This window comes from Pseudomonas sp. B19(2017), from assembly GCF_002113165.1.
Classification (GTDB): Bacteria; Pseudomonadota; Gammaproteobacteria; order Pseudomonadales; family Pseudomonadaceae; genus Aquipseudomonas.
Window position 1 is genome coordinate 29513 of the sequence record NZ_NEJR01000009.1, and the last position, 13684, is coordinate 43196.

Annotated in this window: 10 protein-coding genes; 9 read left to right on the top strand and 1 reads right to left on the bottom strand. The window is 63.4% G+C overall.

Annotated elements, in window-relative coordinates; genetic code table 11:
* The first annotated feature begins 120 nt into the window (after positions 1-120).
* The 7 genes from CAF70_RS14210 (at position 121) to CAF70_RS14245 (ending at position 9099) form a co-directional block, all read left to right on the top strand.
* Positions 121-1950 carry an extracellular solute-binding protein gene (locus CAF70_RS14210; protein ID WP_218191424.1) on the top strand — a complete coding sequence of 610 codons (1830 nt, stop codon included), beginning with the start codon at positions 121-123 and terminating at the stop codon, positions 1948-1950.
* Positions 1947-3782 (top strand): extracellular solute-binding protein, encoded by a 1836-nt coding sequence (locus CAF70_RS14215; RefSeq protein ID WP_085625367.1) that lies wholly within the window; start codon positions 1947-1949, stop codon positions 3780-3782. Before CAF70_RS14210 ends, CAF70_RS14215 begins: the two co-directional genes overlap by 4 nt.
* A 1-nt stretch (position 3783) precedes the next feature.
* Positions 3784-4857, top strand: coding sequence for a microcin C ABC transporter permease YejB (locus tag CAF70_RS14220; protein ID WP_085625368.1), 1074 nt, complete (start codon positions 3784-3786; stop codon positions 4855-4857).
* 1 nt (position 4858) lies between these two features.
* Positions 4859-5878 carry an ABC transporter permease gene (locus tag CAF70_RS14225; protein ID WP_085625369.1) on the top strand — a complete coding sequence of 340 codons (1020 nt, stop codon included), beginning with the start codon at positions 4859-4861 and terminating at the stop codon, positions 5876-5878.
* Between the two features lies 1 nt (position 5879).
* Positions 5880-7490 carry an ABC transporter ATP-binding protein gene (locus CAF70_RS14230; protein WP_085625370.1) on the top strand — a complete coding sequence of 537 codons (1611 nt, stop codon included), beginning with the start codon at positions 5880-5882 and terminating at the stop codon, positions 7488-7490.
* Between the two features lie 408 nt (positions 7491-7898).
* Positions 7899-8468 carry a helix-turn-helix transcriptional regulator gene (locus CAF70_RS14240; RefSeq protein WP_085625372.1) on the top strand — a complete coding sequence of 190 codons (570 nt, stop codon included), beginning with the start codon at positions 7899-7901 and terminating at the stop codon, positions 8466-8468.
* Between the two features lie 64 nt (positions 8469-8532).
* Positions 8533-9099: an HD family hydrolase gene (locus CAF70_RS14245; RefSeq protein WP_256573292.1), complete on the top strand. Its 567-nt coding sequence runs from the start codon at positions 8533-8535 to the stop codon at positions 9097-9099.
* A gap of 59 nt (positions 9100-9158) precedes the next feature.
* On the opposite strand, the gene CAF70_RS14250 is transcribed toward CAF70_RS14245, so the two are convergent.
* Entirely contained in the window at positions 9159-9575 is a 417-nt protein-coding gene (locus CAF70_RS14250) for a hypothetical protein (RefSeq protein WP_085625374.1), read from the bottom strand.
* Positions 9576-9759: 184 nt separating this feature from the next.
* On the opposite strand from CAF70_RS14250, the gene CAF70_RS14255 reads away from it, so the two are divergent.
* The gene (locus tag CAF70_RS14255; RefSeq protein WP_085625375.1) at positions 9760-12690 is read left to right on the top strand and encodes an aminotransferase; all 2931 of its coding nucleotides are present in this window, start codon (positions 9760-9762) and stop codon (positions 12688-12690) included.
* Positions 12691-12764: 74 nt separating this feature from the next.
* Positions 12765-13670 (top strand): LysR family transcriptional regulator, encoded by a 906-nt coding sequence (locus tag CAF70_RS14260; RefSeq protein ID WP_085625376.1) that lies wholly within the window; start codon positions 12765-12767, stop codon positions 13668-13670.
* Positions 13671-13684 lie beyond the last annotated feature (14 nt).

The following is a 13684-nucleotide window of genomic DNA, read 5'->3' on the forward strand; positions in this document are numbered from 1 at the left end:
CCCGCGAATGGGCCTGAAAACATACCCACTGGAAAACCCCTGCCCCCTCTCTTTTTCCAACCCCACCAAGCTGTTACTGTACCCCGATCAAAGCCCAACGCCTCTGGATCGGATGCCGACTTGATACGTCCCCTCCTGCTGTCTCTCAGCCTGGCCTTGAGCTTTCCCGCAGCCGCGATGGTGAGCGAAAGCCACGGATACGCGCAGTTCGGCACGCTCAAGTACCCAGCCACATTCACCCATTTTGACTGGGTCAACCCGCAAGCGCCCAAGGGCGGCACCTTGCGGGCCATGGCTTTCGGTACCTTCGACACCCTCAACCCCTACACCTTCAAGGGGTCGAGCCCGATTACCACGCCCAATTTCCAGCAATACGGCATCAGCGAGCTGAACGAGCCGCTGATGGTCGGCACCGGCCAGTACGACCCATCCGGCGACGAACCGACCTCCAGCTACGGCCTGATCGCCCGCTCGGTGGAGTACAGCGAAGACCGCAGCTGGGTGGTGTTCAACCTGCGCCCGGAAGCCCGCTGGCATGACGGCAAGCCGATCACCTCGGCAGACGTGGCCTTCTCTTACCGTACGCTGCTCAAGGATGGCCATCCGATCTACCGCACCAACCTGCAGGAAGTGCAGCGGGTGGACATCCTCGGCCCGCTGCGCATCCGCTTCGTGTTCAAGCGTGCGGGTAACCCGCTGCTGATCCTGCGCCTGGGCGAAATGCCGGTGCTGCCCAAGCACTACTGGCAAAAGCGCGACTTCAAGGCCACCACCTTCGAGCCCCCGCTAGGCAGTGGCCCCTACCGCATCACCCAGGTCCAGCCTGGGCGCCGGCTGGTGTTCGAACGGGTAAAGAACTACTGGGGCAAGGACCTGGCGGTGAACCGTGGCAAGTACAACTTCAACCGCGTGGAGTACGAATTCTACCGCGACGCCACGGTCGCCTTCGAAGCGTTCAAGGCCGGCGAGTTCGACATCTATATCGAGCACCAGGCGAAGAACTGGGCCAACGGCTACAACTTCCCGGCCGTGCGCCGGGGCGAGGTAATCAAGGCGCAAATCCCGCACCGCATCCCCACGCAAACCCAGGGCCTGTTCATGAACAGCCGCAGGGCCACTTTCAGCGACCCACGGGTACGCCAGGCGCTGGGGCTGATGCTCGATTTCGAGTGGACCAACCGCGCACTGTTCAGCGGTGCCTACCGCCGCTCGACCAGCTACTACCCCAACAGCGAATTCGCCGCCACCGGCCTGCCCACCGGCAAGGAGTGGCTGCTGCTGGCGCCGTTCCGCGACCAGTTGCCAGCTAGGCTGTTCAGCGAGCCCTACACGGTCAGCCACACCGATGGCCGTGGTATAAGCCGTCAGACCCTGCGCCAGGCCCTCGGCCTGCTCGCCGAGGCCGGCTGGAAGCTGAACGGGCAGCGCCTGGTCGACAGCAAGGGCCAGCAGTTGCGCATGGAGTTGCTGCTGGTAAACCCCAACCTTGAACGCATCCTGCAACCTTATGTCGAAAATCTGGCCAGCATCGGCATCGATGCGCACTTGCGTACCGTCGACCGCGCCCAGTACAAACAACGCCTGGACCAGTTCGATTTCGACATGATTCTGATGACCCTGAACCAGACCCTGAGCCCCGGCCTCGAACAGTGGTTGTACTTCCACTCCAGCCAGGCCACAACCAAGGGCAGCAAGAACTATGCTGGGGTCAAGGACCCGGTGGTCGACCATCTGCTCGACACCCTGCTCGCCGCACGTACCCGCGATGACCAGGTCGCCGCCGCCCGCGCCCTGGACCGCGTGCTTTCATGGCAGTACTACATGATCCCCAACTGGTACCTCGACAACCATCGCCTGGCCTACCGCAACCGGTTCGCCTTCGTCACCACGCCGCCCTACACCCTCGGGCTGAACAGCTGGTGGATCAAGACTTCGGAGAAAGCCCAATGACGCCAACGCACCGACTGCGCCGGCTGGCCGGCAGCCTGTTGCTTGCCTGCCTGAGCCTTCCCGCCCTGGCCGCACCGCAGCACGCGCTCACCCTGTATGACGAACCGCCCAAGTACCCGGCCGACTTCAAGCACTTCGACTACGTCAACCCTGACGCACCCAAGGGCGGCACGTTCCGCCAATCCAGCTTCGGCGGTTTCGACAGCCTCAACCCGTTCATCAACAAGGGCGTGCCAGCCGAGAACATCGGCAGCATCTACGACACCCTGATGCGCCAGAGCCAGGACGAGCCATTCACCGAATACGGCCTGGTTGCCGGCAAGATCGAGAAAGCACCCGACAATAGCTGGGTACGCTTCTACTTGCGCCCGGAAGCCCGCTTCCATGACGGCCACCCGATGCGTGCCGACGACGTAGTATTCACCTTCAACGCCCTGATCAAGGACGGTGCGCCGCTGTACCGCCAGTATTATGCCGACGTCACCGAAGTGGTCGCCGAAGACCCGCTGAAGGTGCTGTTCAAGTTCAAGCACAAGAACAACCGCGAGCTACCGCTGATTCTCGGCCAGTTGCCAGTACTGCCCAAGCACTGGTACGAAAACCGCGATTTCAACCGCGGCAACCTGGAAATTCCGCTGGGCAGCGGCCCGTACAAGGTCGCCGAGGTCAAGGCCGGGCGCTCGGTGCGCTACGAACGGGTCAAGGACTACTGGGCCAAGGACCTGCCGATCAACCGCGGCTTCTACAACTTCGACGTCATGACGTTCGACTCCTACCGTGACACCACCGTTGCCCTCGAGGCCCTCAAGGCCGGGGCTTTCGACTATGGCCTGGAAGTCAGCGCAAAAAACTGGGCCACCGCCTACAACGTGCCCGCCGTGCGCGACGGCCGGCTGATCAAGGAAGAGCTGCCCAACGGCAACCCCACCGGCATGCAGGGCTTCATCTTCAACATCCGTCGCCCGGTGTTCCAGGATATCCGCGTGCGCCAGGCGCTGAGCCTGCTGCTGGACTATGAGTGGACCAACAAGCAGCTGTTCAACGGCGCCTATACCCGTACCGGCAGCTACTTCGAAAACTCGGAAATGGCCGCCCGCGGCCTGCCCAGCCCCAGCGAGCTGAAAATCCTCGAACCGCTGCGCGGCAAAGTGCCCGAGCAAGTGTTCAGCGAGGCCTTCCACAACCCGGTCAGCGATGGCAGCGGCATGATCCGCGAACAGCAGCGCCAGGCCTACAAGCTGCTGCAGGAAGCCGGCTGGAAAATCGTCGATGACAAGATGGTCGACGCCCAGGGCAAGCCGGTAAGCATCGAGTTCCTGCTGGCACAGACCGAGTTCGAACGCATCCTGCTGCCGTTCAAGCGCAACCTCGCCGACCTCGGCATAGACCTGAACATCCGCCGGGTCGACGTTTCCCAATACATCACCCGCCTGCGCTCGCGCGACTACGACATGATCGTCGGTGGCTACCCGCAGTCCAACTCGCCAGGTAACGAGCAGCGCGAGTTCTGGTCCAGTGCCGCCGCCGACAACCCAGGCAGCCGCAACTTCATCGGCCTGCGCGACCCGGCCATCGACCAGCTGGTAGAACAGCTTATCAACGCCGATTCGCGCCAGAGCCTGATCGACCATTGCCGCGCCCTTGACCGCGTGCTGCTGTGGGGCTACTACGTGATCCCCAACTGGCACATCAAGACCTGGCGTGTGGCCTACTGGAACCACATCGGCCACCCGAAGGTATCGCCCAAATACGACATCGGCATCGACACCTGGTGGATCAAGCCCGGCGTGACGCCAGCGGTCAGCGAAACCCCTGCGGACGAGGCCAACTGACATGCTGGCCTACATCCTGCGCCGTCTGCTGCTGATCATCCCGACCCTGTTCGGCATCCTGATCATCAATTTCATCATCGTCCAGGCCGCCCCCGGTGGCCCGGTCGAGCAGATGATCGCCAAGCTCGAAGGCTTCGAAGGCGCCACCAGCCGCATTGCCGGCGGCGGCGCCGAAGTGTCCGTGGCCGGCTCCAATTACCGTGGCGCCCAAGGCCTGGATCCGGCACTGATCGCCGAGATCGAACGCATGTACGGCTTCGACAAGTCGCCGCCCGAGCGCCTGTGGATCATGATCAAGAACTACGCCCGGCTGGACTTCGGCGACAGCTTCTTCCGCGATGCCAAGGTCATCGACCTGATCATCGAAAAGATGCCAGTGTCGATCTCGCTGGGTCTGTGGAGCACGCTGATCATGTACCTGGTGTCGATCCCGCTGGGCATCGCCAAGGCCGTACGCCACGGCAGCCATTTCGACGTGTGGACCAGTTCGGCGATCATCGTCGGCTACGCCATTCCGGCGTTCCTGTTCGCCATCCTGCTGATCGTGCTGTTCGCCGGCGGCAGCTACTTCGACTGGTTCCCGCTGCGTGGCCTCACTTCCAACAACTTCGACGAGCTGAGCACCACCGGCAAGGTGCTGGACTACTTCTGGCACCTGGTGTTGCCGATCACCGCGCTGGTGATCGGCAACTTCGCCACCATGACCTTGCTGACCAAGAACAGCTTCCTCGACGAAATCAACAAGCAATACGTAGTCACTGCCAAGGCCAAGGGCCTGAGCCGGTCACGGGTACTGTATGGCCACGTGTTCCGCAACGCCATGCTGCTGGTGATTGCCGGTTTCCCCTCGGCGTTCATCGGCATCTTCTTCACCGGCTCCTTGCTGATCGAGGTGATCTTCAGCCTCGACGGCCTTGGCCTGATGAGTTTCGAGGCGGCCATCAACCGCGACTACCCGGTGGTCTTCGGTACCCTGTTCATCTTCACCCTGCTGGGGCTGGTGGTGAAACTGATCGGCGACCTGACCTACACCTTGGTCGATCCACGCATCGACTTCGCCAGCCGGGAGCACTGACATGGCCTTGTCCCCCCTTAACCGCCGGCGCTTCGAGCGCTTCAAGGCCAACCGCCGTGGCTGGTGGTCACTGTGGCTGTTCCTGGTTCTGTTCGGCCTGAGCCTGGGCGCCGAGCTGATCGCCAACGACAAGCCGATTGCCGTGCGCTATGACGGCGAATGGTACTTCCCGGCGTTCAAACGCTACCCGGAAACCACCTTCGGCGGCGAATTCCCGCTGGAAGCCAACTACAAAAGCCCGTACATCCGCGAACTGCTGGAGAAGAAAGACAGCTTCGTGTTGTGGGCACCGATTCCGTTCAGTTACCAGAGCATCAACTACGACCTGCGCGTACCCGCACCGGCCCCGCCATCGGCGGACAACTGGCTGGGCACCGACGATCAGGGCCGCGACGTGCTGGCGCGGGTGATCTACGGCTTCCGCATTTCGGTGCTGTTCGCCCTGACACTGACCGTGCTCAGCTCCATCGTCGGCGTGATCGCCGGTGCTCTGCAGGGTTTTTATGGCGGCTGGGTCGACCTGGCCGGGCAGCGCTTCCTGGAAGTCTGGTCGGGCCTGCCGGTGCTGTACCTGCTGATCATCCTCGCCAGCTTCGTGCAGCCCAACTTCTGGTGGTTGCTGGGCATCATGCTGCTGTTCTCGTGGATGAGCCTGGTGGATGTGGTGCGCGCCGAATTCCTGCGCGGGCGCAACCTGGAATACGTGCGCGCCGCCCGCGCGTTGGGGATGCGCAACGGCGCGATCATGTACCGGCACATCCTGCCCAACGCCATGATCTCGACCATGACCTTCATGCCGTTCATTCTCACCGGCGCGATCGGCACCCTCACCGCCCTGGACTTCCTCGGTTTCGGCCTGCCGCCGGGCGCACCGTCGCTGGGCGAGCTGGTAGCCCAGGGCAAGTCCAACCTGCAGGCCCCGTGGCTGGGCATCAGCGCCTTCGCCGTGTTGGCGCTGATGCTGAGCCTGCTGGTATTCATCGGCGAATCCGCCCGCGATGCCTTCGACCCGAGGAAGTGACATGAGTGAACATAACCTGATCGAAGTGCGCGACCTGGCGGTGGAGTTTGTCACCGGTGACCAGACCCACCGCGTGGTGAACGGCATCAGCTTCGACATCCGCAAGGGTGAGACACTGGCCCTGGTGGGCGAGAGTGGCTCGGGCAAATCGGTCACCGCGCACTCGCTCCTGCGCCTGCTGCCCTACCCCCTGGCCCGCCACCCCAGCGGCAGCATCCGCTACGAAGGCAAGGACCTGCTGCAGCAGAACGAAAAGACCATGCAGCGCATTCGCGGCAACCGCATTGCGATGATCTTCCAGGAGCCAATGACCTCGCTGAACCCGTTGCACTGCATCGAGAAGCAGATCAACGAAATCCTCCTGCTGCACAAGGGCCTGACCGGCAAAGAGGCCACGGCGCGCACCCTGGAGCTGCTGGAGATGGTCGGCATTCCCGAGCCACGCAAACGCCTCAAGGCCCTGCCCCACGAACTGTCCGGCGGGCAGCGCCAGCGAGTGATGATCGCCATGGCCCTGGCCAACGAGCCGGAACTGCTGATTGCGGATGAGCCGACCACGGCGCTGGACGTGACCGTACAGTTGAAGATTCTCGACCTGCTGAAGAACCTGCAGGCGCGGCTGGGCATGGCCCTGCTGCTGATCAGCCATGACCTGAACCTGGTGCGGCGCATCGCCCACCGCGTGTGCGTGATGCAACACGGGCAGATTGTCGAGCAGGCCGAATGCGCCAGGCTGTTCAGCGCACCGCAGCACCACTACACACAGATGCTGATCAATGCCGAGCCCAGCGGGCTGCCGGCGCACACCCCCGTGGGCGCGCCGTTGCTGGAGGTGGATGACCTCAAGGTGTGGTTCCCGATCAAGAAGGGCCTGCTGCGGCGCACTGTCGACCATGTGAAGGCGGTGGACGGGGTCAACTTCAGCTTGCCGCAGGGTCAGACGCTGGGGATTGTCGGCGAGTCCGGGTCGGGCAAGTCGACGTTGGGCCTGGCGATCTTGAGGCTGATCTCAAGCCAGGGCGGCATTCGCTTCCATGGGCAGAACCTGGAAGGGCTGAACCAGAAGGCTGTGCGCCCTTTGCGCCGGGAAATGCAGGTAGTGTTCCAGGACCCGTTCGGCAGCCTGAGCCCGCGCATGTGCGTGGCGGATATCGTCGGTGAAGGGTTGCGCATTCACGGCATTGGCAACGCGCAGGAACAGGAAGCGGCGATTGTTGCGGCCCTGGAGGAAGTGGGGCTGGACCCGCGCACGCGGCATCGCTATCCGCACGAATTTTCCGGTGGGCAGCGCCAGCGCATTGCGATTGCCCGGGCGTTGGTGTTGAAGCCGGCGTTGATTCTGCTGGATGAGCCTACGTCGGCGCTGGACCGCACGGTGCAGCGGCAGGTGGTGGAACTGCTGCGCAACCTGCAGCAGAAGTACAACCTGACGTACCTGTTCATCAGCCATGACCTGGCGGTGGTCAAGGCGTTGAGTCACCAGTTGATGGTGATCAAGCATGGGCATGTGGTGGAGCAAGGGGACGCGCAGGCGATCTTCCATGCGCCGCAGCATCCGTATACCCGGCAGTTGCTGGAGGCGGCGTTTTTGGAGGTGGATGCGGCCAGTTAGCTTTTTGGGGCTGCTGCGCAGCCCATCGCCGGCAAGCCAGCACCCCGACCGCGCCGGCTTCAAGCCATGCACTGTCCCTGTGGGAGCTGCTCTGGCAGTGATGTGTTGCCAGGGCCGGCCCTTTCGCGGGCACGCCCGCTCCCACAAGGTCACCACAGACTTCAAGACTTGCACAGTACCTGTGGGAGCGGGCGTGCCCGCGAAGAGGCCCGCGAGCAAACTTCGGAGCTGATGGACGAGAGCCCCATTATGATCCGGGCCGCCTACCACCTGAGTGCGATGGCTAAAATGCTGATGGATGAGCCGTGCTGGGCATGATGCGCTGAGAATGGCCGCCTACACGCTCGAAGTACCGCGCCATATCATCTATATGCCTGTAGAACCTTGGCGCAAGCATGGTAGACAGATATGAACATCTCACCTTCATTTCGCAACACCCCCATCGGCCCGATGCTAAAACACTGGCGCGTGCTGAACCGCGTCAAACAGCTGCACGCCGCGCAGATGTTCGGGGTGTGCCAGTCGACCATTTCTCGCTGGGAGTCAGGCTTGCAGGACGCCGAGCCCGAGCAGCGGGCGCGTATCGAAGCCTTGCTCAAAGCCAGGCTCAGCAGTGCCGCGGACCACGCACTGGCGCGCCTTGTGTCGGGCAGTTCGCAACCTGTGCACCTGGTGTGCGACCTCACCCACCGCCTGCTGGCCTGCTCATCTTCCCGCGAGGCTGAGTTCAGCGTGCCCGTCAGTGACTTGCTGGGCGTCTCGCTATGGCCATTCGCAACAGAGGAAATCGCCAGCCAGGAGCAACGCTTGGCAGGCATCGGCTGGCGCGACAACCTGGCCTCCCCGGCGCTGGAGTTCTCCACCGGCACCAATGACTCGGCACTGGTACCCATCCAGCACAGCCTGTGCCGCTGGACCCGATTCACACTGTCGGATGGGTCGACTGCCAGGCTGGTCGAAACCCTGGCGCATATTTAATGCGTGGACGCAGGCAAGCGGCGAGCCGATGATTTACCTCTGCAATAGCAAGAGGTATCCCGTCGTGCCGAATCACAACCTTCATGGAAAACTCGAATTCCTGCGCCAAGCCGAAAAGCTCAAGAGCGTGACACGCAGTGCCCACACGTCGACAGGCCGGCGGGAAAGCACGGCCGAGCACAGTTGGCGGCTGGCGTTGCTGGCGCTGGTGTTCGAGGAAGAACTGGGTGATGTCGATATCTGCAAGGTGCTCAAGCTGTGCCTGGTTCATGACCTTGGGGAAGCGTTGAGTGGTGATGTTCCTGCACCGCAAGCGCAGGCAACGCCAAACAAGAGCATGAGTGAACGGCAGGACCTGATCTCCATGACCTCGATGCTCGAACCCTCGATGCAGGACAACATCGTTGCCCTGTTCGACGAGTATGAAGCGGCGGACTCGCCAGAAGCCAAAGTGGTCAAGGCACTGGACAAGATCGAAACCATCCTGCAGCACACCCAGGGCGAAAACCCGCCTGGCTTCGACTACGCGTTCAACCTGGAATATGGCCGTCGCTATACCGATGCCTTACCGTTTCTGGCCATCTTGAGGCGCACACTCGATGAAGAAACACGCAAACGCATGACCCGCTAGCGCGGTCTTTGTGGGAGCGGTCTTGTGTCGCGAAAGGGCCGCAAAGCGGCCCCTGCAATTTATGCAGCAGGAATAGCCTGCGTTCGCGAGACCGGTGCCAACTGGGCAATAGCCCACAGCACTTCCAGCACCAGGACACCCCAGATCAGCGCTGAGGCGCCATTGACCAGCGCATACACCTGCCACGCCGAAAACAGCACCCTCCCCGCCGCATCGTAACGCCCAAACCGATGCTCAGGGTGGCGAATGCGCAACCACGCCCACACGCACACAATCGACCCCATCAGGTTGGCCATCATGACCTGCATCGCTCCAAACAGCGGAATTTCACCCGCCAGCCCAAACGTGTCATGCAGCCCGCTCAACCACCCATGCAACAGGGCAAAACTCCAGGGGGTCGCAAAGCCGATGGTAACCACCAGATCATAGACACCGCTGGCCCGGACCAGCTTGCGATACTGCGTTTCACTCCACATATCCACTGCCCTCTCAATCACGGAGGCTGCAGCCTAAAGCCTGGAGTACGCTCTAAGGTCAAGCCCGAAGAAGGGCATCATTTCAGCCTTGTTATCATTTTTTCTGAAAACAATCGTCTTCCATCATCAGCTGGATCGGGCATAAATTCTCCGCCGTCAACTCCCAGTACCCACGGTAGAGCCCATGTCCAGCCCACAGAACCAGCCCGCCTCCCCTGCCTTGGCCACACTGATCCAGCGCTCCGGCCTGCCCGGCCCAACGCTGAGCGAAGCCCAGGCACACGCCGTGCTGCAGGCCCACTACGGCCTTGCCGGCAACCTTTCGCCACTGGGCAGCCAGCAAGACCTGAACTTTCGCCTGAGCACGCCGCAGGGTGGTTTTGTGCTGAAGGCCTGCCACGGCAGCTATGCTCAGCTGGAACTGGAAGCGCAGCACGCCGCCCTGGCCTTCCTGCGCGATCAAGGTTTGCCGGTACCTGCCGTGCGCGCAGCCGACAACGGCATGGGATTGCTGGAACTGGACATCGACGGGCAACCACTGCGCCTGCGCCTGCTCGACTACATCGAAGGCCAACCGTTGACCCGGCTCAAGCACATGGAGCCACGCCTGATGGCTGAACTGGGCGGGCTCTGTGCGAAGCTGGACAAGGCACTTGCCAATTTCGATCACCCAGGCCTTGCGCGCACCCTGCAATGGGACCCGCAGCATGCCCAGGCACTGATCGAACACCTGCTGCCGGTGCTGCAGGACAGCGAGCAGCGCGCCCGCATCGAACACGCCACCCGCCAGGCCAGCGAGCGCCTGATGCCGCTGGTTGATCAGCTGCCAAGCCAGGCCGTGCACCTGGACATTACCGACGACAACACCGTGTGGGCCCGTGATGCCCAGCGCCAGTGGCAGCTGCAAGGGGTGATCGATTTCGGCGACCTGTTGCGCACCTGGCGCATCGCCGACCTGTCGGTAACCTGCGCAGCGCTGCTGCACCATGCCGAGGGCGACCCGCTGCGCATCCTGCCAGCAGTGCAAGCCTACCAGGCGCTCAACCCGCTGACCGAGGCCGAACTGCGCGCCCTGTGGCCGTTGGTGATCAACCGCGCCGCCGTGCTGGTGCTGAGCAGCGAGCAACAGCTCGCCGTCGACCCCGGCAACCAGTACACCCGCGACAACATCGCCCATGAATGGGAAATTTTCGACACTGCCACCGCCGTACCTTTCGCGCTGATGGAAGCGGCCATTCTGCAAGCTGCCGGCCTGCAACCCGCCACGCCGGACCTGAGCGGCTGCTCGCCCCTGCTCCCGGAACTGGATGGGCAGGCCGTAACGCGCGTCGACCTGGGCGTGCTCAGCAAGCATTGCGAGGCAGGCAACTGGGAGCAAGCGGGCTTCGACCAGCACCTGCTGACCACGCAACCGGCCCCGGCCTGCAGCCTGCACGGGCAGTATCGCCTGTCGCAAACCCACATCGACCGCCCGGAAGAACCCGCCACCTGTGCCTTGGGCGTCGAACTGCATGTGCCCAACGGCAACCTGGTGCAAGCACCAGATGCCGGCACCTGGCAGCGCCATGGCGACGGCCGTGGCTGCCTGCGCAGCACGCACTGGACCTTGTGGCTGCAGGGCCTGGAAGACGCGCCTGCAAATGGCCAGGCCGTGGAAAAAGGCCAGTCGCTGGGCAGCAGTTGCGGTTTCCTCAGCGTGCAACTGTGCCTGGATAACGGCATCCAGCCGCCGTTCTTCGCCACCCCATCCCAGGCGACGGCCTGGCTGGCCCTGTGCCCGTCGCCAGCTGCCTTGCTGGGCTTCGACTGCAATGCCGAACCACTCCCTGACCCACAGGCCCTGCTGGCCCGCCGCGACGCCAGCTTCGCTCGCTCGCAAAAGCACTACTACGCGCAGCCGCCACACATCGAACGCGGCTGGCGCAACTACCTGATCGACATGCAGGGCCGTTCGTACCTGGACATGCTCAACAACGTCGCGGTGCTGGGCCACGGCCACCCGCGCATGGTTGCCGAATCGGCACGGCAGTGGTCGCTGCTCAATACCAACTCGCGCTTTCACTACGCGGCCATCACCGAGTTCTCCGAACGCCTGCTGGCGTTGGCGCCCGAAGGCTTCGACCGGGTGTTCATGGTCAACAGCGGCACCGAAGCCAATGACCTGGCAATTCGCCTGGCCTGGGCCTACAGCGGCGGGCGCGACCTGCTCAGTGTGCTGGAGGCCTACCACGGCTGGTCGGTGGCCACCGATGCCATTTCCACCTCCATTGCCGACAACCCGCAGGCCCTGGAAACCCGCCCCGACTGGGTACACCCGGTGGAGGCGCCAAATACCTTCCGTGGCCGCTTCCGTGGCCCCGACAGCGCCACCGACTACCTGCGCGACGTCGACGCCAAGCTGGCCGACCTCGACGCCCGTGGCCGCCAGTTGGCGGGCATCATCTGCGAGCCGGTATACGGCAACGCCGGGGGTATTTCGTTGCCGGCCGGTTACCTGCGCGAGGCCTATGCCAAAGTGCGTGCCCGCGGCGGCGTGTGCATCGCCGACGAGGTGCAGGTCGGTTATGGCCGCCTGGGCGAGTACTTCTGGGGCTTCGAGGAACAGGGCGTGGTGCCTGACATCATTACCATGGCCAAGGGCATGGGCAACGGCCAACCGCTGGGTGTGGTCATCACCCGCCGCGAGATCGCCGAAGCGCTGGAGGCCGAGGGGTACTTCTTCTCCTCGGCCGGTGGCAGCCCGGTGAGTTGCCGCATCGGCATGGCGGTGCTGGACGTGATGCAGGAAGAAGGCCTGTGGGACAACGCCCGCGACACCGGGCGCTACTTCAAGGCGCGCCTGCAAGCACTGGTCGACAAGCACCCGCTGGCCGGCGCGGCGCATGGTTCGGGCTTTTACCTGGGGCTGGAACTGGTGCGCGACCGCACAACCCTGGAACCGGCCACCGAGGAAACCATGGCCCTGTGCGACCGCCTGCGTGACCTGGGCATCTTCATGCAGCCGACCGGCGACTACCTGAACATCCTCAAGATCAAGCCACCGATGTGCACCAGCCGGGCGAGCGTGGACTACTTCGTCGACAGCATCGACCGGGTGCTCTCCGAGGGCCTGTAAGGAATTGCGCAGCTGGCCGTGGAGTGTTCATACTTTTCGGCCTCAACGCTTCCTCGTCATCAGGTTTTCTGACAATGGCCTTTACCAGCGACTCCCTGGCAATTTTCCTCGCGGTGCTGGAGGCAGGCTCGTTCTCCGCCGCCGCGCGCAAGCTGGGGCGTGTGCCTTCGGCGGTGAGCATGGCCATCGCCCAACTGGAGGCGGAGCTCGACCTGGTGCTGTTCGACCGGGCTACGCGCAAAGCCTTGCCCACCAGCGCCGCCCTGGCCCTGGAACCCCAGGCCAGGCAGGTGATCTGCCAGCTCAACCTGCTCGATGCCCAGGCCCTGCAACTGCACAAGGGCCTGGAAAAGCGCCTGACCATCGCCATGGCGCCCGAACTGCAAACCGGCCGCTGGAGCCAGCCACTGGAAACCCTCGCCCAGGAATTTCCCAGCCTGGAAATCGAGGTGCGCTCGGCCACCCAGGCCGAAGCCATCCGCCTGCTGCATGACGGCAGCGTGCAACTGGCACTGGTCTTCGAACGGCCTGGCATCGACGAGCGCGAATCATTCCTGGAGGCCGGCAGCCAGTTGCTGGTGGCCGTCGCCTCGCCCCGCCACCCGGCCGGGCAGAACAGCGGCACGCCGTTACCTGAAGAGGCGTTCGCCGAACAGCGGCAGATCATCGTGGCGTCCGGCAAGGCCACCGGGTCGGACCCGCGCATGGTGCTGTCGCGGCGCATCTGGCTGACCGACAGCTACCTGGCCACGCTGGACCTGGTGCAGTCAGGGCTCGGTTGGGCCTACCTGCCGCAGCCGTTGGTCGAGCCGTTGATTGCTTCGGGCGCGCTGGCGGAGGTGCGCTTCGACAACATGGCCAGCCGATTGCGGTTGTGGGTGGACATCATCTGGGTCAAGTCGCGACCGCTCGGCCTGGGGGCGAGACGCTACCTGGACGTCATGCGCCAATGCTTTGAAACAGAATCGCCGAGGGCCTGAGCCACACGCAGCTA